The sequence below is a fragment of the Streptomyces sp. NPDC058240 genome, assembly GCF_042882135.1.
Taxonomy (GTDB): domain Bacteria; phylum Actinomycetota; class Actinomycetes; order Streptomycetales; family Streptomycetaceae; genus Streptomyces.
Genome location: NZ_JBHVWT010000036.1, coordinates 1 through 21,284, shown reverse-complemented (window position 1 = coordinate 21,284; position 21,284 = coordinate 1). Strand labels below are relative to the sequence as shown.

Genomic DNA, 21,284 nt, shown 5'->3' with positions numbered 1-21,284 from the left:
GGACGCGGATCCGCGTCCGGGCACCCGCTGCTGCGGTACGCGGTGAGTCCCGCGAGCCCCGCGCCGTTGCCCCAGGTAGACGCACTGTTCCGCGAAGGGGCGTCACCCGTTCTACCACCGGGCATAGTGTCGCCCGTGGCGTGGAAGCGATCTACGCATGACCGAAAGTGGCAGTCCTTATATCTCGACGGCTCGGATCACCGTGCTGGGGGTACAGCCCGGTGACCCGCCCTTCCGTCTTGTGGAGATCGACGGGGAGCTCGTCAGCGCGGCAACATCGATGATGGATGTGCTCGCCGCCGCCTCGGCCGCAGGAATCAGGGTCCATGACCTGGACGACCCCGGCGTGGTGCGGTGGGTGGGCGGCGGCAAGTTCACCTGGAGGCCGCACTGAGAGTTGCCCCGCAGCGATCGTGCGGCACGACGGCACGCGCAGATGAGGTGCGGGCGGGGCGCCGCGCTGCGCGTGTCAGCCGGTGCGTGCACGGTGCGGCTGCACGCCCCGGGTGCCGCGCCCCGGACCACCGGTCAGCCGCGGTACGGCTCCCAGCGGTCCGACCAGGCACCGTCGGGACAGCTGTGGCGCAGGCGTTCCCACCGTTGGCCGTCGGTGCCGGTGATGACGATGGAGAAGGTGTCGTGGGGGAGCGGTTCCACGGTGACTCCGCTCGTCGCCACTCCGCCCATGGACGTCCACGAGGTCCGGTTGCCGGCGGTGTCGTTCCAGCGCGTCCACACTGCCCGATCGGTGCCGATCGCGAATTCCTGCCGTGTGCCGTTGGCGAACGTATGGAAGCTGACGCCGTACTCGCAGATGATGGAGCCGCCGCCCACCTCGCACGCGCTTGCCTGGGCCGGCGTGGCCGCCACGGCGATTCCCGCCACGGCAGTGGCTGCAACAACGGCGGCCCCGGTCCTCCGCAGCTTGATGACGGACTCCTTCGGCGATGCGACGACGGCCGACTCGCCGGGGCACGCGAACACCGACCACGCGAACACACCGACGGGCCCCGAACTCTCCTGCCCCGTGCTGACGTTCCACGCACGTTTCGCTGACGTTTCGCTGACGTCGTGAGTGCGGCCCCGCCGTACCGGGGCCGCACCTGCGGCGAGGCCTTCCGCGGCCTCAGGCCAGCGACGCCGCGCGAGCGGGGTCGATGGCGTACTGGAGAGGTTGGTCATGTATAAAGCGTCGGAGTTCGTCGAGCACAAGCTCTCCGAGACGATGACGTTCGGCCCCGAGGGCACCGCCGAGGTGGGGTGTCAGGACCACGTTGGGAAGGGTGAAGAGTGGCGAGTCATGGGCGGGAGGCTCCGGGTGCGTGACATCGAGTACAGCGGTGAGGTCGGGTCTGGCGCGCAGGACCTCAGCCGCGGCGGTCTCGTCGACGAGCGCACCACGCGCGGTGTTGATCAGCGTCGCACCCGGCCCCAGGGAGTTCAGCAGCCGGGCCCCGATCGTGCCGCGGGTCTCGGGCAGGAGGGGGGCGTGGAGACTCACGACATGACTGGTGGCGAACAGCTCCTCGATGCCGACGAGCCGGACGCCCGCCCGGCGGGCGGTGTCCGGGGAGGCGATGGGGTCCGTGGCGAGGATCTCGATGTCGAAGCGGCCGAGGTGGGACGCCACGAGACGGCCGATGTGCCCGAGCCCCAGCAGGCCCACGCGTGACCGGTAGGCGCCGGGCACCTGGGGGTTGTGGGGGAAGCGGCGACTGCTCGCCACCTCCCGGGTGATGCGGTGTACCTGCTTCAACCCGAGGAGGACCTGGGCGAGAGTGAACTCCGCAACCGGGACGGCATTGGCCGCGGCCGCGGAGACGATCGGAATGCCGCGTGCCCAGAAGACGGGTGTGGTCAGGTGCCGTACGGAGCCCGCGGCGACGAGGACCGCCCGCAACCGAGGGGCATGCGACAGGAAGGCGGCATCGAGGACGGGCGCGCCCCAGCCCGTGAGCAGGACATCGACCTCTCGCAGCACGTCGGGATCCTCGTCGAGCCGCTGTCGCGTGAGAGGCGGACCCTGCAGGTGCACGAGACCTTCGATTTCGGCTAGGACCTCACGGGGGTAGACGTCCGCCCTGCGTTCTTCCTCCATGACCAACAGGGCTGTCGGTCTGCGGGCCGGCTCGTTCATGGCGTTACGCTCCTCAGCTCTCCGCTGACAGGCCGTCAGCGAATCGGCCTGTGAACCCTGATCGGGTGCGTGGGGAAATGTCTGACCGGATGTTGAAGATTGGCGAGGCTTGTTCGTTGCCTTGGTCAGTGTGCTTGCAGCACGATACATCGGATGATTGAAATGGCCTCGGATGAAGCTCAGTCGGCCGCCGCTTGCCGTCCCGGCGGCTGTTGCGTTCGGACGGTATCGATGTGCGGTCGGCCGATCGTTGCCTCAGGCAGCCGAATTATCGGTCTGTCAGGTGCTTTCGCGAGGTGATCGATCCCCTTGTGGAGGTGTCGGCGAGCAGGGGGCGAGTGCGGGCGAGTCCTGACGAGACTCTCGTGAGCCATCGCGAGATTTTTGCATTCATCGGACTATTGACCACGGATTCGGACCCCGTTAGCGTCCCAGCAAGCGCTTTCCAGGCCGGCTGTGATGCGGCGAAAACAGGAGTTGTCATGCAGAGAACGCGGTGGATCGGTGCGGGTGTTCTTGCTTCCGCACTGGTCCTCACCAGCTGTACATCAGGGCCTGCGGGAGTGGATGCCAAGCAGAACTCAAAGGCTCCGCTCGAACTGTGGACCCGGACCACACCGGGCGGATCGGGAGAGCAGGGAGCGCTCAAGCTCGCTGCCGCCTTCGAGAAGGCCACGGGCTTCAAGGTCAAGGTCACGGCGATCTTCGACGACTTCGAGACCAAGCTGCAGCAGCGGGCCACGCAGAAGAACCTGCCCGACATCGTCATGAACGATGTGACGCAGCTCGGCGCCATGCACAGCCAGGGCCTGCTCCGGGAGATCGACCTGGACAAGATCAAGAACGGCAAGCAGGTCGTCGGCCAGGGGCTGGACTCCGGCAAGAGCGTGGACGGCAAGCAGTTCGGCCTGCCGTACTCGGCACAGGCGTCCGCGCTGCTCATCCGCAAGGACTGGCGGGAGAAGCTGAAGCTCGAAGTCCCGCAGAGCTGGGACGACTTCGCCGCGATGGCCGAAGCCTTCACCACCAAGGACCCCGACGGCGACGGCAAGAAGAACACGTACGGACTCGCCGCTCCGCTGTCCACCAAGCGCGGATACGCCTCCTGGTACTTCTCCAACTTCCTCTGGGCGGCGGGCGGAGACTTCATCACCGAGGCCGGGGACGGCAAGTACAAGCCCGCGATGACCACGAAGGAATCGGCTCAGGCCGTGCAGTGGTTCCGCGACCTCGGCTGCAAGAACAAGGTCATCCAGCCGGGCGCCGTGACCATGGAGACCCCGCCCACGAATGAGACGTTCGAGGCCGGCCGGACCGGCATGTTCGTTGTCGGCCCGTATCTGCTGCCTCGCTTCGACGAGACCCTCGGCAAGGACAAGTACGAGGTCGTGCCGATGCCCAAGGGGCCGAAGGACGCCACCGTGCTCGCCGAGGGCGGGTCCGTCTACCTGATGGCGGGCTCCGAGAACATGGCGGGCCAGGACGCCTTCGCCGACTACGCGCTCTCCGCCGAGGGCCAGAAGACCGGGATGGAGGGCGAATCCGGCTACATCGTACAGCTACCCGTCAACAAGACGGTGGACATCTCCGAGGTCCGTCCCGACCCCCGCTGGAAGACCTACGCCGAGATCTACCAGAACTCCGGTCGGTACGCGCCGTCCATCCCGAACTGGACTCCGGTGCGGCAGACGACCGCGGATACCGTCAACGCGCTGATGGCCGACTGCGACCTGGACACCGGGACCAAGCTGAAGGAGCTCGACAAGCAGCTCGCCGACATCCTCGAGGAACAGGGAATCGCCACGTCATGAGTCTTGACCAGGCGGATCCGGCCGCCCTCCCGGCGGCCGGACCCGCCACCCGGAAAACGGGCCGCGCGGCCACCGGCCGCCGCGGGCACGACCGCCGGTCGGGCCGGTGGTGGACGCCGTGGCTGTTCCTGGCACCGGCACTGCTCCTCTTCCTGTACTTCAAGTTCATCCCCATGGTCAGTGCGCTGACCATGTCCTTCCAGGACGTCCAGCCCTACCTCGGCAACAGGTGGGTCGGCACCGAGAACTACGCCACGGTGCTCCAGTCCGCAGGCTTCCGCGAGGCCGCGTGGCACACCGTCGTCCTCGCCGCCGGGCAGACGGCCGGCTCGATGGCCCTCGGCCTCGTTCTCGCGCTGCTGATGGAAGGCCAGGGCCGCCGGCTGGGGTTCGTGCGCTCCGCGGCGTTCCTGCCGGTAGTGGTGCCGATCGCGGTCGTCGCCGAACTGTGGCGGATCATGTATCACCCGACCGCGGACGGCATGCTCAACTCCATCCTCGGCCTGGTGGGGTTCGGCCCCTCGGGATTCATCAACGACCCCGATTCGTCGATGGCCTCCATCATGCTCACCGGCATCTGGCGGGGCGCCCCCTACGACATGATGATCTTCCTCGCCGGCCTCACCAGTGTGGACCGCGGTCTGTACGAGGCGGCGAAGGTCGACGGCGCCTCCAGGCTGCAGCGGGTCTGGCATGTGACGGTGCCCGGACTGCGGTCGGTGTTCTCGATCCTGTTCATCCTCGCCGCGATCCGCGGACTGCGCGTGTTCACCGAGGTGTTCCTGCTCACCAACGGTGGGCCCGACGGCTCCACCGAGGTCGTCATGACCCTGATCTACAAGCTCGGGCTGGAGCAGAACAGACTCGGCGTCGGCGCGGCGGGAGCCGTCCTGCTGTTCATCGCGACGCTGATCCTGACAGTCGTCGTCCACCTGCTGCGACGGAGAGAGAGCAAATGAACGCGCCGACCGAGACCGCGCTGGGCCTGACGGAGAGCAGGAGTCCGGGCGGGCGGATCCTGAAGGCCGTCACCTATCTGCTGGTCCTGATCGTCTTTGCCGGGCCTCTGCTGGCCCTGCTGGTCAGTGCCTTCAGCCAGGTCAAGGACCCGACACAGCTGAGCGTCATTCCCTCCGGCGCCACTCTGGACAACTTCAGGATCGCCTTCGACCAGGGCGTGCTCGCGTACCTGCTGAACTCGTTCTTCGTGGTCGGCTTCGGGCTGCTGCTCCAGGTGGCCGTCTCCGTCCTCGCCGGATACGCCCTGGCCAGGAAGGTCTTCCCGGGGATGACGCTGGTGCTCGTCGCCATCCTGGCGACGCTGATGCTGCCCGAGGAGATCCTGGCCCTCCCGCTGTCCGTGATCCTCTCCGACCTGCCGGTCGTCCACTTCAACCTCATCGGCACCCTGGCCGGAATGATCGTCCCGCTGGGCGCCTGGGGATTCTCCATCCTCGTGATGACCGAGTTCATGAAGGACGTACCCCGGGAACTCGAAGAGGCCGCCCGTATCGACGGCGCCGGTGACCTGCGCATCTTCGCCCAGATCATCCTGCCGATGTGCAAGCCCGCACTCGGGGTCATCGGAGTCTTCGGCTTCACCATGATCTGGGACCAGTACCTGCTGCCCCTCCTGGTCTCCACCGACTCCTCCTCGTACACGCTCCCGCTGGCGCTGCGAACCCTGCGGATCGACCCCGCCGTCACTCCCGGAGTGGTGATGGCCGCCTCCCTGCTGGCCCTGCTCCCCTCCGTGATCGTGTTCCTGTTCTTCCAGCGTTCCTTCGTGCACGGCCTGTCCTCCGGTGCCCTGAAGGGCTGACCAGGCAAGCCGGTCCGCACGCGACCCCCGTACGACCAGCCCGCCGACAGCGCCCGGGACACGTCACCGGACGCCGACGACAAGGAACGATGCCCCATGACCCCGAGCGCTGCGACCCCGGCTCCCGCGCCGGCCCCCGACACGACCTGGTTCACCACCGACCGGTTCGGCATGTTCGTCCACTGGGGCCTGTACTCGCTCGCCGCACGGCACGAGTGGGTCAAGAACCGGGAGAAGCTGACCGACGAGCAGTACCAGGTCTACTTCGACCACTTCGACCCCGACCGCTACGACCCGGTCGGGTGGGCCAGGGCGGCCAGGGCGGCGGGCATGCGGTACGTCGTCCTGACCGCCAAGCACCACGACGGCTTCTGCCTGTGGGACAGCGCCCTCACCGAGTACAAGGTCACCAACACCCCGCACGGCCGCGACCTCGTCGGGCCGTTCGTCGAGGCGTGCCGTGCCGAAGGGCTCAAGGTCGGCCTCTACTACTCCCTGATCGACTGGCACCACCCGTCCTTTCCCGTGGACGGCACCCATCCGCAGCGCGACGACGAGGAGTTCAAGGCCGCGGCCGCCGACCGCGACATCCGCGACTACCAGCGCTATCTGCACGGCCAGGTCCGCGAACTGCTGACGTCCTTCGGACGCGTCGACTACCTGTTCTTCGACTTCTCGTACGCGGGCCGTACCTGGTGGGGCGGCAAGGGCCCGGACGACTGGGATTCCCCCAAGCTGCTGGAGATGGTCCGCGAACTCCAGCCGCATGTGCTCGTCAACGACAGGACCGGCCTTCCCGGCGACTTCATCACCCCCGAGCAGTACCAGCCCTCGGGACCCATGACCAAGGACGGCCGGCCCGTGCTGTGGGAGGCGTGCCAGACGCTCAACGGGAGTTGGGGCTACGACCGCGACAACCTGGACCACAAGGGCGCCGACCTGCTGATCCGCATGCTCGTCGACGGGGTGTCCAAGGGCGGCAACCTGCTGCTCAACGTCGGCCCGACCGGCCGCGGCGACCTCGAACCACGCGCCGTCGCCGTCCTCGGGGAGATCGGCCGGTGGATGGACCTGCACGAGCGCTCGGTCCGCGGCTGCGGCCCGTCCCCGTACACCGCACCCGCCGAATGCCGGTACACCCAGCGCGGCGACCGGCTGTACGTCCACCTGCTCGCCTGGCCGCTGCGCCATCTGCACCTGCCGGGACTCGCCGGCCGGGTGCGCTACGCCCAGTTGCTGAACGACGCCTCGGAGATCGGCCAGGTCCACATCGACCCGGACCGGCCCGCGCAGAACACCGAAATGGGCGGGCAGCCCGCCGGAACGCTCACGCTGGAGATCCCCGTCCAGCGCCCCGACACCCCCGTTCCCGTCATCGAGCTGTACCTGGACACTCCGGCCGACCCGGCCGCCGGCTGAGACGGTCGCCGGCCGAGACAGGTCCGGCCCCCGATCCACCACCACACTCACGGAGGCATCATGCAACGCCGCACGTTCCTCATGGGCACCGCGGCAGGGGCGGCGCTGGCCGTCGCCCCCACCGGCGGTCTCCTGACCGCGAGCGCGACGGCGGCCCCGGCCGCCGTCGGTTCGCTGGACGAGCTCCAGGCCGCGATCGACCGGGCACGACCGGGTGACCGCATCGTCGTGGCCGACGGCAGGTACACCGTCACGTCGGACCGGCCCCTCACCATCCGGAACAAGCAGGGCACCGAGCGCGCGCCCATCACCATCGTGGCCCGGTCGCGCGGCGGCGTCGTCCTCGACGGTGAACAGAGCTTCGTCCTCGATGCGTCCAGCCACATCACGGTCAGCGGCTTCTCCTTCCGCCAGAGCAGCACCCTGGACATCCCCCCGAACTGCTCGCACATCAGGCTGACCCGCAACGACTTCCAGCTCGCCGACATCGAGGGCCTGCACTGGGTGATGGTGCGTGCGGACGACAGCAAGGTCGACCACAACCACTTCCACGGCAAGTCCACGCTCGGCATCTACCTCGGAATCGAGGGCGCGGGCACGGAGGAGATGGCGCAGCGCGTCCATGTGTTCAGGAACTACTTCTCCGACCACACCTTCGCCGGGTCCAACGGTGGAGAGCCCATCAGGCTCGGCGTCAGCCCCCGGGCACTGTCCAGCGCCCACGCCGTCGTGGAGTACAACCTGTTCGAGCGTGCCAACGGCGACCCGGAGGCCATCTCCGTCAAGAGCTCGGACAACGTCATCCGGCACAACACCATCCGTGACAGTTTCGGCGGGATCGTCCTGCGGCACGGCAACCGCAACCGGGTGGAGGCCAATCATCTCGTCGCCGGCACGGAAGGCGTGCGGATCTACGGCAACGACCATGTGATCGTCAACAACCACCTCGCCGGTCTGTCCGGGCGGGCCCTGGTGATCGGCAGCGGTTCGGAGCGCGACCATCTGCCCGGCGAGACGCCCGACGAGCGCCGCGGCAACGACGCGCCCGACCGGGTCCTCATCGCGTACAACACCCTTGTGAACAACAAGGGCACACTCTCCGGCGAGAGCCAGCGTCCCCACGAGCCGCGTGATGTGACCGTCGCGGACAACCTCCTCGTCGGGGACTCGGGCGAGCTGGTCGCGATGGCGAACACCGTACGGTTCACCTGGTCCGGCAACATCCTGTGGGGCGCCGCCGCCGACGGCAACATCCCGTCCGGTGGCTACACCCGTCTCGACCCGAAGCTGGTGACGGGCCCGGACGGCGTGGCCCGGCTGGCCGCGGACAGCCCGGCGATCGGCGCGGGCACGCTCAGGCGGTCACCGGTCACCCACGACATCGACGGGGACCCGCGCGGCCGGACCCGGGACGTGGGTGCCGACCAGTACGCGAAGCGGGCACCCAGGCACCGGCCACTGACCCCGGCCGACGTCGGTCCCCAGGCCCGCTGAGCACACGCCCGAGAGGGACAGCCGGTCCGGTTCGCCCCCGGCTGTCCCCGCCATCGATCAGCCGGCACGTCCAGCGCGGGGGCTGTACGGACCGGCCCGTCACGTCCTTGTCGCCACAGGAGGCATCATGCAACGACGCACGTTCCTCAGGGGCACCGCGGTGGCAGCACTCGCCGCCGTGCCCCTCAGCACCTCGATGTCGGTCGACGCTTCGGCGGCCGACACACCGGTCAGCTCCCTGGCCGAACTCCAGAGCGCGATCAACGGAGCCGCACCCGGCGACCGGATCGTCGTGGCCGACGGCACCTACACCGTTCCGTCGGGCGGCGCGATCAACGTCTCCGGCAAGAACGGCACCAGCGCCGCGCAGATCACCATCGTCTCGAAGACCCGCGGCGGCGCGGTGCTGCGCGGTGAACGCAGCTTCGTCTTCGCGAATTCGAGCAACATCACCGTCAGCGGCTTCGCGTTCCGGCAGAGCACCACGATGGAGATCCCGGAGAACTGCTCGTCGATCCGGCTGACCCGCAACGACTTCCAGCACGCGGACAGCGGCGACCCGTACTGGCTCGTCGTCCGGGCGAACGACACGAAGATCGACCGGAACCACTTCCACGACAAGACCACCGCCGGCATCTTCCTCGTCGTCGACGGTCCGGGCTCGACCGACATGGCCCAGAACATCCAGATCTTCAGGAACTATTTCTCCGACCACAGTTTCTCCGGGGCCAACGGCGGTGAGTCGATCCGCCTCGGCGTCAGCGGGCGGGCGCTGTCCGGCGCCCACGCGGTCGTGGAGTACAACCTGTTCGAGCGTGCCAACGGTGACCCGGAGGCCATCTCGGTGAAGTCCTCCGACAACACCATCCGTTACAACACGATCCGCAACAGCCGCGGCGGAATCGTGCTGCGCCACGGCAACCGCTCCAGGGTGGAGGGCAACTACCTGATCGGCGGCAGCGAGGGGGTGCGGCTGTACGGGAACGACCACCTGATCGTCAACAACTACCTCGGCGGACTGTCGAGCCGGGCCCTGGTCGTCGGAAGCGGCACCACCCGCGACCACAACTCGGGCGAGACGCAGGACGAGAGGCGGGGCAACGACGCCTGCGACCGCGCGGTGATCGTCCACAACACCCTGATCGGCAACTCCAGCACGCTCTCGGGCGAGACCCGGACGTATGAGCCCCGGGACGTGGTCATCGCCGACAACCTGCTCGTCGGTGACTCCGGGAGCCTCGTCGCGATGGGGACGACCACCAACTTCACCTGGCAGAGCAACATGGTGTGGGGTGCGGCGTCCAACGGCAATATCCCGTCCGGTGGTTACACCCGGGCCGACCCGAAGCTGGTGACGGGCCAGGACGGCATCGCCCGGCTGTCGGCGGGAAGTCCGGCGATCGGCGCGGCCACCCTGGGCAGCCCGGCCGTGGCCGACGACATCGACGGCGACTCGCGAGGCAGCACCCGCGACATCGGTGCCGACGAGTACTCGACCGCGCCCGCGCTCCGGCACCCCCTCACGACCGCGGACGTGGGTCCGAACGCATCGTGAGGTGTCACTCGTGATCCGGTCCGCCCGCCACCGCGGGCGGACCGTTTCGGAACGGCCCGGAGAAGGGCGAGGGAAGAACCGCCGCGAGGCGACCGCAGGGAGGGAACGCCGTGACAGGCAGGGAGAGCCGTGACCGCGAGGAGCAGGGGCGCAGTGCGGCGGACCGCGCCTCGGGCCTCGTGCCGACCGGCTCGGACACCACCGTGGCCAGGCCGGGGCTGTGCTCGGTCACCTTCCGGCGGCTGCCCGCCGCCGAGGTCGCACGCCGGGCCGCCGAGGCGGGCCTGGAGGTGGTCGAGTGGGGAGCGGACGTGCACGCGCCTCCGGGGGATCCCGACACCGTCCGCGCGGCCCGCGAGGCTTCCGACAGATACGGGCTCACCTGCTGCTCGTACGGCTCCTACTTCCGCGCCACGCGGGGCGAACGGGCCGAGTTCCCCGGGATCGCCCGCGCCGCGGTGCTCCTGGGGGCGCCGCGGGTGCGGGTCTGGGCGGGCGGAGTCGGATCGCTGACCGCAACACCGCAGGAGCGGAGCGGGACCGCCGCCTGTCTGCGGGAGGCGGCCCGGGTCGCCGCGGACCATGGGCTGGAGCTCGCGCTGGAGTTCCACTCCAGGACCCTCACCGACACCGTCGCCTCGACCGTCCGGCTGTTGGACGAGGTGGGCGCGGACAACCTCCGTACCTACTGGCAGCCGCCGCAGGACGCTCCCGACGAGGAGGCGCTGGCGGGGCTATCCGAGCTCGTCGAGCGGGTCAGCGCGGTGCATGTCTTCTCGTGGTGGCCGGGCAACCGCCGACTGCGACTGGCGGACCGTGAGGACCTGTGGACCGGGGTCTTCGAGTTGCTGAACGAACGACGCGTCCCCCTGGAGGCGCTCCTGGAGTTCGTGCCCGGCGACGACCCCGCGGTGCTGGCGCGCGAGGCCGATACGCTGCGGCGCGTCGCGGCTCGACGATGAGCGACGCCCGACCCACCACCCCGACGTAAGGACGGCAGACATGCACATCGCGGACATGCACATCAAGGAGACGGACACACTCCTGTTCATCGGTGACTCCATCACCGACGCGGGCCGCGACCGTACGGATTCCGCATCGCTCGGCAGCGGATACGTCCGTGAGATCGCACAGACCCTGCACTCCAGGGCGGGCGACGGACCCGGCCCCGCCGTCATCAACAAGGGTCTCAACGGCAACCGTGTGTACGACCTCGAAGCCCGCTGGACCACCGACGTCATCGACCACCGGCCCACCGTGGTCACGGTCAAGATCGGCATCAACGACACCTGGCGGCGCTACGACCGCGGACTGCTCAGCCCGGTCGACGAGTTCGAGGCATGCCTCGACCGCCTCCTCGCGGACACCGCGCGCAAACTGTCCGCACGACTGGTCGTCATCACCCCGTTCCTGCTCCCGGTCACCCCGGACCAGAAGGAATGGTTCGAGGACCTGACGCCCCGTACCGATGCCGTTCTCCGTGCCGCGCAGGCCAACCGAGCCCAGGTGGTCCGCGCGGACCTTGCCCTGCTCCGCGCCGCGGAGACGAAGGAGGCCTCGGAGCTGGCTCCGGACGGGGTCCACCCGAGTCCCCTCGGCCACAGGATCGTCGCCGATGCCTGGCTCGCCACGGTGGACTCGCGCCTACTCGGGGAGTAGCAGGGGGAGGTCCACCTGAACGTCGATCGATTCCGCGCGTCCGCCGATCTGCGCCGACCCGCTGATGCGCAGGGTTCGCGCCGGATCGAGCGTCAGCTCGCCGGTGACGTCGCCGTGTTCGTGGAGGTAGAGACCGATGTCGCAAAGGCCGGACATGCTGTCGTCGATCCTTACGGCCGCCACACCACCGGTCCAGGTGGCGGGAACCGCCGTGAGGTAGAGACGCGGCGGATGGATCGCCCAGCCGAACGGGCCCGTGTCCCCCTGCGCGTCAAGGGCCTCGGTGGTTCCCCGGACGTCGACCGTCACCAGGCCGTCCGGTGCCGTCCGGACCGACGATTCCGATCGGTCGACGGCGAAGTCCGTGTCGCCCAGGACGAATCCATCCATGGTGAAGGCCCCAACAGTTGTCGGTTCGAAGCAGTGATCGCGTCCATCATCGCAGCAGGCCGTGTTTCGGTGTGCGAGGTGTGAACCACGGAAATCCGACGGGGCTGCGACGCTGCGCCGGCCGACTTCCGGGGACGGACGCGACGGACGGGGCGGGACACGCAGGTGACGGCGTGATTCACCTGCGGCTGCGCGGATTTGGGCTGTACAGCGGCGCGGCCCCACGTCGCGGCGTGAGGCGGGTCACTTTCCGCCGGAAGCAGGGCATGGTTCTTCGGACCCGGGGCAGGCGGCCAGATTGCCGGGGTGTGACCGGCGCAGGACGCACATCCGGAACCGAAAGGCCAAACACGACGTGTCGGCAGCACAACAGACCATCCACGTGGGCGGGGAGTGGCGTTCGGCCGTCTCCGGTGCCACGCGCGACATCATCGACCCCGTCGACGCCGGCGTCTTCGCCGTTGTGGCGGAGGGCGCCGTTGCCGACACCGATGACGCCGTCGCCGCCGCGCGTGCCGCCTTCGACGACGGTGCCTGGCCGCGCACGCCCGTCGCCGAGCGGGCCGCCCTGCTGCGTCGCGTCGCGGCACTGCTGGAGCGGGACCGGGAGAAGATCGGAGCCCTGGAGAGCCGGGACGCGGGCAAGACCCTCGAAGAGGGGCGTGTCGACGTCGACTGTGTGCGCGACGCCTTCGTCTACTTCGCCGACCTCGTCATGAACGAGAGCGGCGGACGAGTCGTCGACGCCGGGAACGACGAGATCCACAGCGTCGTCGTCCATGAGCCGGTCGGGGTGTGCGCACTCATCACCCCCTGGAACTACCCACTGCTCCAGGCCAGTTGGAAGATCGCCCCGGCGCTAGCCGCCGGCAACACCTTCGTGGTCAAGCCCAGCGAGATCACCCCGCTCACCACCGTGGCGCTGATCGGGCTCCTGATGGAGGCCGGACTGCCCCAGGGCGCCGCCAACATCGTCACCGGCGCCGGTGCCACCGTCGGCGCCCGTCTCGCCGAGCACCCGGACATCGACCTCGTATCGTTCACCGGCGGGCTGGCCAGCGGTACGAAGGTGGCCCGCGCCGCCGCCGACACCGTCAAGAAGGTCGCGCTCGAACTCGGCGGCAAGAACCCCAACGTCGTCTTCGCCGACGCCTGCGCCACCGACGAGGGCTTCGACACCGCCGTCGATCAGGCGCTCAACGCCGCCTTCATCCACAGCGGCCAGGTCTGCTCCGCCGGATCCCGGCTCATCGTCGAGGAGTCGCTGCGCGAGCGCTTCGTCGCCGAACTCGCCCGTCGCGCCGACAGGATCCGCCTCGGCCGCGGCACCGACCCCGGCGTCGAATGCGGGCCGCTCGTCTCCGCGCAACAGCTCGCGAAGACCGAGGACTTCGTCGCATCCGCCATCGAGGAAGGCGCCGTGCTCCGGGCCGGCGGCGAACGGCCCGACGGCCCCGGCTACTTCTACCGCCCCACCGTCCTCGACCGGTGCGACCGCCGGATGCGCGTCGTGCGCGAGGAGGTCTTCGGCCCCGTCCTGACCGTCGAGACCTTCCGTACGGAGGACGAGGCCGTCACCCTCGCCAACGACACCGAGTACGGGCTCGCGGGCGCCGTGTGGACCGCCGACGCGGGCCGCGCCCGGCGGGTCGCCGGGCGCCTGCGCCACGGCACCGTCTGGATCAACGACTTCCACCCCTACCTCCCGCAGGCCGAATGGGGTGGCTTCGGGAAGTCGGGCATCGGCCGTGAGCTGGGCCCGACCGGCCTCGCCGAGTACCGCGAGGCCAAGCACATCTACCAGAACCTCGCTCCGCGCCCCGTGCGCTGGTTCGCGGGCTGAGGCACAGCGCTGAAGCACGGACGCGACGCACATGCCACACGTGACGCAAGGCGCAAGGGCACTGGACGCAACGTACGCACCGGATGTGACGGACGCACCGGACGCGGCGGATGCAACGTCCGCATCGGACCCGACGGAGCAGAGGGAAACGAGCGCATGACCGACAACCACGTCTACGACTACGTCGTCATCGGCGGCGGCACCGCCGGATCGGTGATCGCCTCCCGGCTCACCGAGAACCCGGACACCACCGTCGCCGTCATCGAGGGCGGCCCCAGCGACGTCGGACGGGACGACGTCCTCACCCTGCGCCGCTGGATGGGTCTCCTCGGCGGTGAACTGGACTACGACTACCCGACGACCGAGCAGCCCCGCGGCAACTCGCACATCCGCCACAGCCGCGCCCGCGTGCTCGGCGGCTGCTCGTCCCACAACACCCTCATCGCCTTCAAGCCCCTGCCGACCGACTGGGACGAGTGGGCCGACGCGGGCGCCGAGGGCTGGGGCGCGGCGTCGATGGACCCGTACTTCGCCAGGCTGCGCAACAACATCGTCCCCGTCGACGAGGCCGACCGGAACGCCATCGCCCGCGACTTCGTCGACGCCGCACGGATCGCGCTGGACGTACCGCGCGTCGAGGGCTTCAACAAACAGCCGTTCCACGAGGGTGTCGGCTTCTTCGACCTCGCCTACCACCCGGAGAACAACAAGCGCTCCTCGGCCTCCGTGGCGTATCTGCACCCGTTCCTGGACCGGCCCAACCTCCATATCGCCCTGGAGACCTGGGCGTTCGGGCTGGAGCTCGACGGCACCCGGGCCACCGGTGTGCACGTGCGCACCAAGGACGGCGAGGAGCATGTCGTACGGGCCCGGCGCGAGGTGCTCGTGTGCGCGGGCGCCGTGGACACCCCCCGGCTGCTGCTGCACTCCGGCATCGGACCCCGCGCCGACCTGGAGAAGCTCGGCATCCCCGTCGTGCACGACCTGCCGGGCGTCGGGGAGAACCTCCTCGACCACCCCGAGTCGGTCATCGTCTGGGAGACCGACGGGCCGATACCGGAGAACTCCGCGATGGACAGCGACGCGGGCCTCTTCGTACGCAGGGACCCGGACGCCGACGGGCCGGACCTGATGTTCCACTTCTACCAGATCCCGTTCACCGACAACCCCGAACGGCTGGGCTATCAGCGGCCCCCGCACGGCGTGTCGATGACCCCCAACATCCCCAAGCCGCGCAGCCGCGGCCGGCTGTACCTGACCAGCGCCGACCCCGAGGTCAAGCCTGCCCTCGACTTCCGGTACTTCACCGACGAGGAGGACTACGACGGCCGCACCCTCGTCGACGGCATCCGCATCGCACGCCGCATCGCGGAGCAGGAACCGCTCGCCGGCTGGCTCAAGCGCGAGGTCTGCCCCGGGCCCGAGGTCACCTCCGACGAGGAGCTCGGCGAGTACGCGCGCAAGGTCGCGCACACCGTCTACCACCCGGCGGGGACCTGCCGGATGGGTGCCGCGGGCGACGAACTCGCTGTCGTGACACCCGATCTGAGGATCCGTGGCCTGGACGGCATCCGGATCGCCGACGCGTCCGTCTTCCCGACCATGACGACCGTCAACCCGATGATCGGCGTGCTGATGGTCGGGGAGAAATGCGCGGACCTTCTGGGAGGCAATGCCTGATGAACACCGAGCCGCCTGTCTTTTCCGTACGTGAACTGTGGAAGGTCTTCGGCCCGAAGGCCGACCGGGTGCCGGCGGATCCGGCCCTCGCCGCACTCGGCCCCGCCGAACTGCGTGAACACACCGGCTGCACCGCCGCCGTGCGCGACGTGACCTTCGACGTCCGCAAGGGCGAGGTCTTCGTCGTCATGGGCCTGTCGGGCTCCGGCAAGTCGACGCTCGTGCGCTGCCTGACCCGGCTGATCGAGCCCACGTCCGGCTCGATCGCCATCGACGGCGAGGACGTGCTGTCGATGGACGCGTCACGCCTGCGCGAGCTGCGCCGCCACCGCGCCGCCATGGTCTTCCAGCACTTCGGGCTGCTGCCGCACCGGTCGGTGCTGGACAACGTCGCGTACGGGCTGGAGATCCAGGGGGTCGCGCGCGCCGAACGGCGGCAGCGGGCGGCGGAGTTCGTCACCAAGGTCGGCCTCGAAGGCATGGAGCACCGCCGCCCCGCTCAGCTGTCCGGCGGGCAGCAACAGCGGGTGGGGCTGGCCCGCGCACTGGCCGTGGGCCCCGAAGTGCTGCTGTTCGACGAGCCGTTCAGCGCACTGGACCCGCTGATCAGGCGCGACATGCAGGAGGAGGTCGTACGGCTGCACGGCGAGGAGGGCCGCACGATGGTCTTCATCACGCACGACCTCGGCGAGGCGCTGAAGCTCGGCGACCGGATCGCGCTGATGCGGGACGGCCGGATCGTTCAGCTCGGCACCCCCGAGGAGATCGTGGGCGCCCCCGCGGACGACTACGTACGCGACTTCGTCCGCGACGTGCCGCGTGAACAGGTCATGACGGTGCGCTCGGCGATGCGGCCGGCCGGAGCCGTCGAGACGGACAACGGCCCGGCGCTGGCCCCCGACGCGACGGTCCACGAGGCCATCGAGGCCGTCGTCCGCAGCGGCCGGACCGCCCGCGTCGTCGAGAACGGCCGTTGCGTGGGCGTGGTCGGCCATGCGGACCTGCTCGGCGTGGTGGCGGGGCTCGCCCCGCAGAAGGAGGCGGCCTGATGCCCGCGCACACCACCTGGGGACCGCCCGGCCCGCATGCGCCCCTGCCCGCCTGCTCCGCGGACACGACGGGGAGGCGGACACGATGAGCACCACCGTCACCACTGCCGCCGGGACGGGCGCGCCCCCGGCGCGCGTGCCGCTGAGCGACGCCCGCGCCCGGCACCGCACCGCGATCATCGGGGGCGTCGCCCTCGTCGCATTCCTTCTCGGCGCCGTACTCCTGGGCGGCGGCAGCTGGCCCGCGCGGTTCGCCGTAGACCTGTCCGGACCGCTCGGCGACGCCAGCGACTGGATCATCGACAACCGGGACAGCCACCCGCTCTTCCTGTACTTCTTCGGCCACATCAGCAACGCCGTCGTACTGTCCGTACGCGCCGTCTACCTCGTGCTCCTCGCCGCCGGCTGGGCCGGGGTCACGGCCGCCGCCGGCCTCGTCGCCTGGCGCCTCGCAGGCATCCGCCCGGCGCTCACCGCCGTCGCAGCGTTCGCCCTGTGCGGGCTGCTCGGCATGTGGGTGCCCACCATGCAGACCCTCGCGCTGATGGTGGTCGCCGTCGCCGCGTCCGTTCTGCTCGGGGCGCTGCTCGGGCTCGCCGCCGGGCTGTCCGACCGCGTGCACCGGGCACTGCGCCCGGTGCTCGACACCATGCAGGTGCTGCCCGCATTCGCGTATCTGCTCCCGGTCGTGCTGGTCTTCGGCATCGGCGTACCGGCCGCGGTCCTCGCCACCGTCGTCTACGCGGCCCCGCCCATGGCCCGGTTGACCGCGCTCGGTCTGCGCGGCGCGGACGCCGGGGTGATGGAGGCCGCGGCCTCGCTCGGCGCGACCGGCCGGCAGCGGCTGCTGACCGCCCGGCTCCCGCTGGCCCGCAAGGAACTACTGCTCGGGGTCAACCAATCGATCATGACGGCGCTCTCGATGGCCGTGATCGCGTCCGTGATCGGCGCGGGCGGTCTCGGCGACCGCGTGTACCAGGCCCTCGCCTCCGTCGATGTCGGCGCGGCGCTCGCCGCCGGTGTGCCGGTCGTCCTGCTCGCCGTCGTCCTCGACCGTGTCACCGCTGCCGCGGGCGAGCGGATCGGCGCCGTGCCCGCCCGGGGGAGCGGCCTCGGCTGGGCGGTCGCCGCGGCCGGTACGGTCGCCGTCGCGCTCGCCGGCCGCTACGCCGGCCGGCTGTCGTGGCCCGACGCCTGGACCGTGGACATCGCGGGTTCCGTCAACCGTGCCGTCGACTGGATGACCGCGCACCTGTACTCCGGGGTTCCCGTCATCGGCGGCACCGCCGACTGGGCCGCCCGCTTCACCACCTGGGTCCTCGACCCGGTGCGCGACGGTCTTCAGTGGCTGCCCTGGTGGGCCGTACTGCTCCTGGTGGGGGTCCTCGCCCAGCTCATCGGCACCTGGCGCACAGCGCTGACCGCCGTGCTCGCGATGGCCGCGATCGGGGTGCTCGGGGTGTGGGAGCCGGCGCTGGACACCCTCTCGCAGGTGCTGGCCGCGGTCGCCGTCACACTCGTCGCCGGTGTCGCCACCGGCGTCGCCGCGGCCCGCAGCCCCCGCCTGGAGCGGCTGTTGCGGCCCGTGCTCGACGTCTTCCAGACGATGCCGCAGTTCGTGTACCTGATCCCGGTGGTCGCGCTGTTCGGCGTCGGCCGGGCACCCGCCACCGTCGCGGCCGTGGTGTACGCGCTGCCCGCCGTCGTCCGCATCACCACCCAGGGCATGCGCGCCGTGGACCCGGTCGCGATGGAGTCGTCCCGCTCGCTCGGCGCGACGGGCTGGCAGCAACTGCGCCAGGTCCAACTGCCCCTCGCCCGGCCCGCGTTGCTGCTGGCCGTCAATCAGGGTGTGGTCCTCGTCCTCGCCGTCGTCATCATCGGCGGCCTGGTCGGCGGCGGTGCGCTCGGCTACCTCGTGGTGTTCGGGCTGGCCCAGGGCGACCTGGCGACCGGGCTGGTCGCGGGCGCGGCCATCGTATGCCTCGGACTGATGCTGGACCGGGTCACACAGCCGACCGGAAGGGAGCCTCGGGATGCGTAGGCGCACCATCGCCGCTGCCGCCGCGGCGTTCGGGCTGCTGGCCCTGACGGGCTGCGGCGCGGCGGACATGACCAAGCAGGCGTCCCCGTACGCCGACGCGCACGGCGCCAGGACGGTGACACTGTCGGTCCAGTCGTGGGTGGGTGCGCAGGCCAACGCCGCCGTCGCCCAGTACCTGCTCGAACACGAGCTGGGATACCGCGTCGACACCGTCCAGATCGACGAGGTCCCCGCCTGGGACGCCCTCAGCCAGGGCCGCGTCGACGCGATCCTGGAGGACTGGGGCCACCCGGAGCAGGAGGAACGCTACGTCGCGGACAAGAAGACGATCGCGCCGGGCGGGGAGCTCGGCGTGACCGGCCACATCGGCTGGTTCGTGCCGAAGTATTTCTCCGACGCGAACCCGGACGTGACGGACTGGAAGAACCTGAACAAGTACGCCGGCCGGCTCCGCACGGCGGAGAGCGGCGGCAAGGGGCAGCTCCTGGACGGCTCGCCGTCGTACGTCACCAACGACAGGGCGCTGGTGAAGAATCTGGACCTGGACTACCAGGTGGTCTTCTCCGGCTCCGAGGCGGCGCAGATCACGCAGATCAAGCAGTTCGCCAAGGAGAAGAAGCCGTTCCTGACCTACTGGTACAAGCCGCAGTGGCTGTTCGAGCAGGTTCCGATGACGGAGGTGAAGCTGCCCGCGTACAAGGAGGGCTGCGACGCCGACCCGAAGAAGGTGGCGTGCGCGTATCCGCACACCCCGCTGCGGAAGTTCCTCAACGCCCGGTTCGCCGACGGGGGCGGCCGGGCCGCCGCGTTCCTGAAGAAGTTCCACTGGACGACACGGGCACAGAACGAGGTGGCGCTGATGATCGCGGACCAGAAGCTGTCGCCCGAGGAGGCCGCGGCACGGTGGGTGCGGAAGAACGAGTCCACGTGGCGGGCGTGGCTGGCGAAGTGAGCATCGGGCTCGCCCCGTTGGTCCGACGGATGCCCTGGCGGATGCCGCACCGGACATCGGTGTGGCATCCGCCCCGCGGCGGGTCAGGACCTGGTGCGCGTCAGGAACCGGAGGGTGTCAGGACTTGGTGTGCAGCGGGACCGTCAGCTGCTTGAGCCAGGTTCCCGTGGTGAAGTCGCGGGCCTTGATGACGACGGAGTGGGGGCCGACCTCGACCTGGAGCCCCTGGTTGAAGGCATCGCCGAGGGAGACCTCGCCGCCCTTGCCGTCGTCCATCCAGCCCACCTGGACGGCCGAGGTGTTCACGACGGTGAACCCTTCGAGGTTGCCGGTGCCGGGGACCACGCGGCGCACCACCCAGTCGGACAGATTGAGGTCCCAGTGCGTGTGCCCGGAGAAGAGGAACACGTCCTTGTGGCGGCCCAGGATCGACAGGAGCCGGTCGGGCTGGAGGTAGTCGTTGAGGTAGAGCTTGTTGTGCGTGCCCGACACCGTGTTGGGCAGCGGGTGGTGGGTCAGCACCATGACGGGCCGACGGCGGCGCGCCCAGTACGCGAGGCGGTCCTCCAGCCAGGCGAACTGCTCGTCGCTGATCCACACCTCGTCCCACAGCTTCGCGTCGTGGTAGTGGGAGTAGCGCTCGGTGCCCAGGCTGAGCACGGGAACGCCGCCGAACGAGGTCTCCGAGTAGACCTTGTTGCGTTCCGCGAAGTTGTAGAAGCTGCGGAAGAGGGAGTCCTCGGTGGTGCCGTTGGGCCAGGTGTCCTGGGCGAGGGTGTTCGGGTCGCTGTACTTCGGTACGTAGAACTCGTGGTTGCCGATGGCCCACGCGACGTTCTTGGGGTGCGGGTGCCGAGCGAGGGTCTGGCGGACCGCCGCGTATTCGAAGTCGTAGCCGCGTGGCGTGATGTCGCCGGCTATGCCGAGGCCGGCACTGCCGGGGTTGATGCGGTGCAGATCATCGAGGGCCTTGCCGAAGTCGGCGAGGTCGCCCTGGATGTCACTGATGATGTTGAACCGAACCGTCCGGCCCTTGTCGGGCCGGTGCGGAGCGGCCTCGGCCGTCGGCGCCGCCAGTCCCGCGCCGGCGGCGAGCGCACCGCCCACCAGCGACGCGCTGCCTGTGGTGGCCATGAACGATCTGCGATCCATCGGTACTTCCTTCGTCTGTGCACCCCGTGCGTATGGGACGCGGGCAGTGTCTCCGCTCAGGATGGCCCGTCGGGGTACCGCAGATGACCATGGCTTGAAATGTGTGGTCCGGCAGTGGCGTGTTTCTGACGGATGTCGCTCAACGACCCTCGGTGTCGGCCGGGTTCTTCGCCCGGCTGCGGATCGGCCAGGGGCGGCGACGCAGACGATCCGAGCCCGGCCGGGGTGTCGACGCGGCGGGCGGCCCACGGACCGCGGGCACCACGCCGACGTCGAC

19 protein-coding genes are annotated in these 21,284 nt (G+C 69.8%); 15 read left to right on the top strand and 4 right to left on the bottom strand.

Features of this window, described 5'->3' with window-relative positions:
• Positions 1–157: 157 nt before the first annotated feature.
• The gene (locus ACFVX4_RS32900; protein WP_389984428.1) at positions 158–394 is read left to right on the top strand and encodes a hypothetical protein; all 237 of its coding nucleotides are present in this window, start codon (positions 158–160) and stop codon (positions 392–394) included.
• Between the two features lie 134 nt (positions 395–528).
• Here ACFVX4_RS32900 and ACFVX4_RS32895 read toward each other — a convergent pair whose 3' ends face one another.
• Positions 529–657, bottom strand: a complete 129-nt coding sequence (locus ACFVX4_RS32895) for a hypothetical protein (protein ID WP_389984426.1) — start codon at positions 655–657, stop codon at positions 529–531.
• A gap of 28 nt (positions 658–685) precedes the next feature.
• On the opposite strand from ACFVX4_RS32895, the gene ACFVX4_RS32890 reads away from it, so the two are divergent.
• Entirely contained in the window at positions 686–1,075 is a 390-nt protein-coding gene (locus ACFVX4_RS32890) for a hypothetical protein (RefSeq protein ID WP_389984423.1), read from the top strand.
• Positions 1,076–1,126: 51 nt separating this feature from the next.
• On the opposite strand, the gene ACFVX4_RS32885 is transcribed toward ACFVX4_RS32890, so the two are convergent.
• The gene (locus ACFVX4_RS32885) at positions 1,127–2,137 is read right to left on the bottom strand and encodes a hydroxyacid dehydrogenase (protein WP_389984420.1); all 1,011 of its coding nucleotides are present in this window, start codon (positions 2,135–2,137) and stop codon (positions 1,127–1,129) included.
• Positions 2,138–2,619: 482 nt separating this feature from the next.
• Here ACFVX4_RS32885 and ACFVX4_RS32880 point away from each other — a divergent pair, with 482 nt between their 5' ends.
• The 8 genes from ACFVX4_RS32880 to ACFVX4_RS32845 all read left to right on the top strand — a co-directional run bounded on the left by ACFVX4_RS32880 (position 2,620) and on the right by ACFVX4_RS32845 (position 11,897).
• A complete protein-coding gene (locus tag ACFVX4_RS32880; RefSeq protein ID WP_389984417.1) occupies positions 2,620–3,948 on the top strand; it encodes an extracellular solute-binding protein in 1,329 nt (442 codons plus the stop codon).
• Entirely contained in the window at positions 3,945–4,907 is a 963-nt protein-coding gene (locus ACFVX4_RS32875) for a carbohydrate ABC transporter permease (protein WP_389984414.1), read from the top strand. The genes ACFVX4_RS32880 and ACFVX4_RS32875 overlap by 4 nt, the downstream gene beginning before the upstream one ends.
• On the top strand, positions 4,904–5,770 hold the full coding sequence (locus ACFVX4_RS32870) for a carbohydrate ABC transporter permease (RefSeq protein ID WP_072488495.1): 867 nt from the start codon (positions 4,904–4,906) through the stop codon (positions 5,768–5,770). The genes ACFVX4_RS32875 and ACFVX4_RS32870 overlap by 4 nt, the downstream gene beginning before the upstream one ends.
• Positions 5,771–5,866: 96 nt before the next feature.
• Positions 5,867–7,189 carry an alpha-L-fucosidase gene (locus tag ACFVX4_RS32865; RefSeq protein ID WP_389984411.1) on the top strand — a complete coding sequence of 441 codons (1,323 nt, stop codon included), beginning with the start codon at positions 5,867–5,869 and terminating at the stop codon, positions 7,187–7,189.
• A 60-nt stretch (positions 7,190–7,249) separates the two neighbouring features.
• A complete protein-coding gene (locus ACFVX4_RS32860) occupies positions 7,250–8,683 on the top strand; it encodes a polysaccharide lyase 6 family protein (RefSeq protein WP_389984408.1) in 1,434 nt (477 codons plus the stop codon).
• A 127-nt stretch (positions 8,684–8,810) separates the two neighbouring features.
• Positions 8,811–10,238: a chondroitinase-B domain-containing protein gene (locus tag ACFVX4_RS32855; protein WP_389984405.1), complete on the top strand. Its 1,428-nt coding sequence runs from the start codon at positions 8,811–8,813 to the stop codon at positions 10,236–10,238.
• 110 nt (positions 10,239–10,348) lie between these two features.
• The gene (locus tag ACFVX4_RS32850) at positions 10,349–11,200 is read left to right on the top strand and encodes a sugar phosphate isomerase/epimerase family protein (RefSeq protein WP_389984402.1); all 852 of its coding nucleotides are present in this window, start codon (positions 10,349–10,351) and stop codon (positions 11,198–11,200) included.
• 40 nt (positions 11,201–11,240) lie between these two features.
• Entirely contained in the window at positions 11,241–11,897 is a 657-nt protein-coding gene (locus ACFVX4_RS32845; protein WP_389984399.1) for an SGNH/GDSL hydrolase family protein, read from the top strand.
• On the opposite strand, the gene ACFVX4_RS32840 is transcribed toward ACFVX4_RS32845, so the two are convergent.
• The gene (locus ACFVX4_RS32840; protein WP_389984397.1) at positions 11,883–12,287 is read right to left on the bottom strand and encodes a hypothetical protein; all 405 of its coding nucleotides are present in this window, start codon (positions 12,285–12,287) and stop codon (positions 11,883–11,885) included. The genes ACFVX4_RS32845 and ACFVX4_RS32840 overlap by 15 nt on opposite strands.
• Before the next feature lie 355 nt (positions 12,288–12,642).
• Here ACFVX4_RS32840 and ACFVX4_RS32835 point away from each other — a divergent pair, with 355 nt between their 5' ends.
• From ACFVX4_RS32835 to ACFVX4_RS32815, 5 genes are all read left to right on the top strand, one after another.
• Positions 12,643–14,130: an aldehyde dehydrogenase family protein gene (locus ACFVX4_RS32835; protein WP_389984394.1), complete on the top strand. Its 1,488-nt coding sequence runs from the start codon at positions 12,643–12,645 to the stop codon at positions 14,128–14,130.
• A 156-nt stretch (positions 14,131–14,286) separates the two neighbouring features.
• Entirely contained in the window at positions 14,287–15,810 is a 1,524-nt protein-coding gene (locus ACFVX4_RS32830; RefSeq protein WP_389984391.1) for a GMC family oxidoreductase, read from the top strand.
• Positions 15,810–16,859: a glycine betaine/L-proline ABC transporter ATP-binding protein gene (locus ACFVX4_RS32825; RefSeq protein WP_389984388.1), complete on the top strand. Its 1,050-nt coding sequence runs from the start codon at positions 15,810–15,812 to the stop codon at positions 16,857–16,859. Before ACFVX4_RS32830 ends, ACFVX4_RS32825 begins: the two co-directional genes overlap by 1 nt.
• 85 nt (positions 16,860–16,944) lie before the next feature.
• Positions 16,945–18,903: an ABC transporter permease gene (locus ACFVX4_RS32820; RefSeq protein ID WP_389984385.1), complete on the top strand. Its 1,959-nt coding sequence runs from the start codon at positions 16,945–16,947 to the stop codon at positions 18,901–18,903.
• Positions 18,896–19,855 carry an ABC transporter substrate-binding protein gene (locus tag ACFVX4_RS32815; RefSeq protein WP_389984382.1) on the top strand — a complete coding sequence of 320 codons (960 nt, stop codon included), beginning with the start codon at positions 18,896–18,898 and terminating at the stop codon, positions 19,853–19,855. Before ACFVX4_RS32820 ends, ACFVX4_RS32815 begins: the two co-directional genes overlap by 8 nt.
• Positions 19,856–19,972: 117 nt before the next feature.
• On the opposite strand, the gene ACFVX4_RS32810 is transcribed toward ACFVX4_RS32815, so the two are convergent.
• Positions 19,973–21,007: a metallophosphoesterase family protein gene (locus ACFVX4_RS32810; protein ID WP_389984379.1), complete on the bottom strand. Its 1,035-nt coding sequence runs from the start codon at positions 21,005–21,007 to the stop codon at positions 19,973–19,975.
• Positions 21,008–21,284 lie beyond the last annotated feature (277 nt).

Excerpts from the sequence above, each read along its gene's own strand:
- ACFVX4_RS32900 (WP_389984428.1), top strand. The coding sequence starts at position 158 with ATGACCGAAAGTGGCAGTCCTTATATCTCGACGGCTCGGATCACCGTG.
- ACFVX4_RS32890 (WP_389984423.1), top strand. The coding sequence starts at position 686 with ATGGACGTCCACGAGGTCCGGTTGCCGGCGGTGTCGTTCCAGCGCGTC.
- ACFVX4_RS32885 (WP_389984420.1), bottom strand. The coding sequence starts at position 2,137 with ATGAACGAGCCGGCCCGCAGACCGACAGCCCTGTTGGTCATGGAGGAA.
- ACFVX4_RS32880 (WP_389984417.1), top strand. The coding sequence starts at position 2,620 with ATGCAGAGAACGCGGTGGATCGGTGCGGGTGTTCTTGCTTCCGCACTG.
- ACFVX4_RS32875 (WP_389984414.1), top strand. The coding sequence starts at position 3,945 with ATGAGTCTTGACCAGGCGGATCCGGCCGCCCTCCCGGCGGCCGGACCC.
- ACFVX4_RS32870 (WP_072488495.1), top strand. The coding sequence starts at position 4,904 with ATGAACGCGCCGACCGAGACCGCGCTGGGCCTGACGGAGAGCAGGAGT.
- ACFVX4_RS32865 (WP_389984411.1), top strand. The coding sequence starts at position 5,867 with ATGACCCCGAGCGCTGCGACCCCGGCTCCCGCGCCGGCCCCCGACACG.
- ACFVX4_RS32860 (WP_389984408.1), top strand. The coding sequence starts at position 7,250 with ATGCAACGCCGCACGTTCCTCATGGGCACCGCGGCAGGGGCGGCGCTG.
- ACFVX4_RS32855 (WP_389984405.1), top strand. The coding sequence starts at position 8,811 with ATGCAACGACGCACGTTCCTCAGGGGCACCGCGGTGGCAGCACTCGCC.
- ACFVX4_RS32845 (WP_389984399.1), top strand. The coding sequence starts at position 11,241 with ATGCACATCGCGGACATGCACATCAAGGAGACGGACACACTCCTGTTC.
- ACFVX4_RS32840 (WP_389984397.1), bottom strand. The coding sequence starts at position 12,287 with ATGGATGGATTCGTCCTGGGCGACACGGACTTCGCCGTCGACCGATCG.
- ACFVX4_RS32830 (WP_389984391.1), top strand. The coding sequence starts at position 14,287 with ATGACCGACAACCACGTCTACGACTACGTCGTCATCGGCGGCGGCACC.
- ACFVX4_RS32825 (WP_389984388.1), top strand. The coding sequence starts at position 15,810 with ATGAACACCGAGCCGCCTGTCTTTTCCGTACGTGAACTGTGGAAGGTC.
- ACFVX4_RS32820 (WP_389984385.1), top strand. The coding sequence starts at position 16,945 with ATGAGCACCACCGTCACCACTGCCGCCGGGACGGGCGCGCCCCCGGCG.
- ACFVX4_RS32815 (WP_389984382.1), top strand. The coding sequence starts at position 18,896 with ATGCGTAGGCGCACCATCGCCGCTGCCGCCGCGGCGTTCGGGCTGCTG.
- ACFVX4_RS32810 (WP_389984379.1), bottom strand. The coding sequence starts at position 21,007 with ATGGATCGCAGATCGTTCATGGCCACCACAGGCAGCGCGTCGCTGGTG.